Here is a 3,159-nt window from a genome sequence, read left to right on the forward strand (position 1 = left end):
ACCGCCCCGGTGGGCCGCCCGCGCACGCCATCATCAGGTCCAGCATCCTGGGCGGCGTGTCCCAGCCCTCGAACGACAGCCGGAACGTCCCCCAATGGATCGGCAGCGCCGCCGTCGCGCGCAGGCCGTCGAGCACGCGCACCGCGTCGCCCGGCCCGATGTGACTGCCGGTGGTCATCTGCCCGGGCGCAAAGCGGAACGCCCCGATCGGGATGATCGCGAGCCGCACCGGCCCCAGCGCCGCCGCCTCCGTGGGCCACTTGCCGTCGCCGAGACCCGTGTCGCCGGCGAAGAACAGGTTGCCGCCGGGCAGCTGCACCACGAAGCTCGACCACAGCGCGCGGTTGCGGTCGGTGAACCAGCGGCTGCCCCAGTGATGGTTGCGCGTGACGCTCACGCGCACGTCGTTGGCGATCGTCAGTGACCCGCCCCAGTCGACTGCCTGACCTTCCATGCCGTTGGCGCGGAGGATCGCGTCGTTGCCCAGACTGGTGACGATCAGCGGCTTGTCGCGCGCCCACAGCCGCTTGAGCGTAGGCAGGTCGAGATGATCGTAGTGATTGTGGCTCAGCAGCACGACATCGATCTTCGGCAGGTCCTCGAACCGCACGCCCGGCTGCGCCACGCGCCTTGGCCCGCGCCCGAACGGGCCGGTGCGGTCGCTCCAGATCGGATCGGTGAGGATGTTGAGCCCGTTCGTCTGGACCAGCACGGTCGCGTGCCCGATCCAGGTCGCCACCATCCGCTCGCCCGCGACGCGCGCGGCGGGCCTGCCGGGCGTTACGGGCACGCTGTTGGGCCACGCCGGCCGCCCGTCGCTTCCGGTCAACTGACGCCACAGGAACCCCGCGCGGCTGCCGCCAGCGGGCATCCGCATCGTGTCGTCCGGCCCGGGATTGTGGAAGCGCTCGCCGTCGAAATGATCGCTGACAGGTCCGCGATAATAGATGCGGTCGAGAAAGCGCGGCACGATCGTCACCGCCAGCCCGAGCAGGACGACGAGCAGCAGGAGGAGGCCGCCGAGCAACTTCAGGGCTGTGGTCATGAGGTCACGAGCAGGGTCATGCAAAGGACTAACGCCGTGCGCGCGCCGATGGTTCAGCGGTTTTCGTTGTAGGTCGGCTCGCGATCCTGGCTCCTCCGCGGCGGAAAGTCGAGGCCCGGTCGGCCGCGCCGCGGACTGGCCCCGGCCTGCGCCGGGGAGGGGCAGGGGGGCTTCATTTCGTGCAATGTGCGAGAGGCTTGTTCCGGGAGCGACGCTCGCGCAAGCTGTCGATCTCCGGCTTCGGCCCGTTGAAAGGACCAGAATGCGTCGCCTCGCCCTTGCTCTTCTCGCCACCGCATTGCCCGCTACCGCGCCGGCGAAGACCGTTGCCGTCGAGGAGCGGTCGATCGACGAACTCCAGGCGCAGATGACGGCGGGCAAGGCCTCGAGCGTCGATCTGGTGCGCGCCTATCTCAAGCGCATCGCGGCCATGGATCGCAAGGGTCCGAGCTTGCGCGCGATCATCGCCACCAACCCTGACGCGCTCGCGCAGGCCAAGGCGCTCGACGCCGAGCGCAAGGCCGGGCGATTGCGCGGCCCGCTCCATGGCGTGCCGATCCTGATCAAGGACAATGTCGAGACGGCGGACAACATGCCGACCACCGCCGGCAGCCTTGCCCTGCGCGGCAACCTTACGCGTCGGGACGCCCCGATAGTGGCCGGCCTGCGCGCGGCGGGTGCGGTGATCCTGGGCAAGACCAACCTGTCCGAATGGGCCAACATCCGCTCCAGCCGGTCGATGAGCGGGTGGAGCGCGATCGGCGGCCTCGTCCGCAACCCATACGCGCTCGATCGCACCGCGTGCGGCTCGTCGTCGGGTTCGGGCGCGGCGGTGGCGGCCAGCTTTGCCGCCGCAGCGGTGGGGACGGAGACCGACGGCTCGGTGATCTGCCCGTCATCGCTCAACGGGCTGGTCGGGCTCAAGCCGTCGATCGGGCTGGTCAGCCGCCGCCACGTGATCCCGATCAGCCATTCGCAGGACACGCCGGGTCCGATGACGCGCTCGGTGCGTGACGCGGCGGCGATGCTGTCGGCGATGGTGAGCGTCGACCCGGCCGATCCGAGCACGGCGGGCGCGGCGGCGTACAAGAAGGATTACACCGCCGGCCTGTCCGCCAGTGCGCTGTCGGGCCTGCGCGTCGCGGTGCTGCGGCCGACGATGACGCCCGACCTGACCGGAGCCTTCGACCGCGCGCTGGCGGTGCTGCGCGCGGGCGGCGCGGAGCTGGTCGAAGTGGAGATGCCGCCGCTGCCCGGCATCGGCGCGGCCGAGTTCTCGGTCCTGAAAAGCGAGCTCAAGGCCGATCTCGACGCCTATCTCGCCACCACGCCGCCGGGTGTCGGCACGCGGACGCTGGAGCAGGTGATCGCCTTCAACCGCGCCAACGCCGCCGCCGAGATGCCCTATTTCGACCAGGAGACGTTCGAGGAGTCGGTCACGACCAAGGGGCTCAAGGACCCCGAGTACCTCGCGGCTCGCGCGAAATCGCTGAAGCAGGCGAGCGAGGCGATCGACGGCATGCTCGCCCGCGCAAAGGCGACCGTCCTCGTGACACCCAGCTACGGCCCGGCGTGGCTGTCGGACCCCGTCCATGGCGACCAGTATGACGGCCCCAGCTCTTCGCGCCTGCCCGCGATCGCGGGCTACCCCAATCTGACCGTGCCGATGGGGCTGGTGCGCGGCCTGCCGGTCGGGCTGAGCTTCATCGCCACGAAATATGGCGACGCGACGGTGCTCGGTGCCGGCTACGCCTACGAACAGCGCGCCCGCGCCCGGGTGGCGCCACGCTACCTCCCGACGGCGGACGCGGGGCCGGGGATGGCGGGGTCGAGGTAAGCTCGCTGCTGCGGGCGAGGGCGGTAAGTTCCCCTCCCGCTTGCGGGAGGGGCTAGGGGAGGGCCTGTCCCGAAGGGCCCGACAGGCCCTCCCCCAACCCCTCCCGCCGAGCGGGAGGGGAGAAGCGCCGCTCCACCCGCCACTGCCACCACATCAGCAACGGCACCACGCCCAACTCCATCGCCAGCCCGAACAGATGGCCTCGGCCCGGCACGCCCACCATCGCCAGCGACAACAGCCGCGCCAGCCCGCCGCTCACCACCATCGCGCCCAGCAT

General features: G+C 70.7%; 3 protein-coding genes. 1 reads left to right on the forward strand and 2 read right to left on the reverse strand.

The genetic code is table 11. The features are described 5' to 3' along the window. The coding region (locus JWN21_RS13135) for an MBL fold metallo-hydrolase (protein ID WP_299651013.1) at positions 1-1,045 on the reverse strand (1,045 nt) is incomplete at its 3' end. Between the two features lie 262 nt (positions 1,046-1,307). Here JWN21_RS13135 and JWN21_RS13140 point away from each other — a divergent pair. Then, entirely contained in the window at positions 1,308-2,882 is a 1,575-nt protein-coding gene (locus tag JWN21_RS13140) for an amidase (protein WP_299651016.1), read from the forward strand. A gap of 52 nt (positions 2,883-2,934) precedes the next feature. On the opposite strand, the gene JWN21_RS13145 is transcribed toward JWN21_RS13140, so the two are convergent. Further along, a partial coding sequence (locus JWN21_RS13145; RefSeq protein WP_299651019.1) for a DUF4345 family protein occupies positions 2,935-3,159 on the reverse strand: 225 nt, incomplete at its 5' end.

It is taken from the genome of Sphingomonas bacterium, from assembly GCF_028292945.1.
GTDB lineage: Bacteria > Pseudomonadota > Alphaproteobacteria > Sphingomonadales > Sphingomonadaceae > Sphingomonas.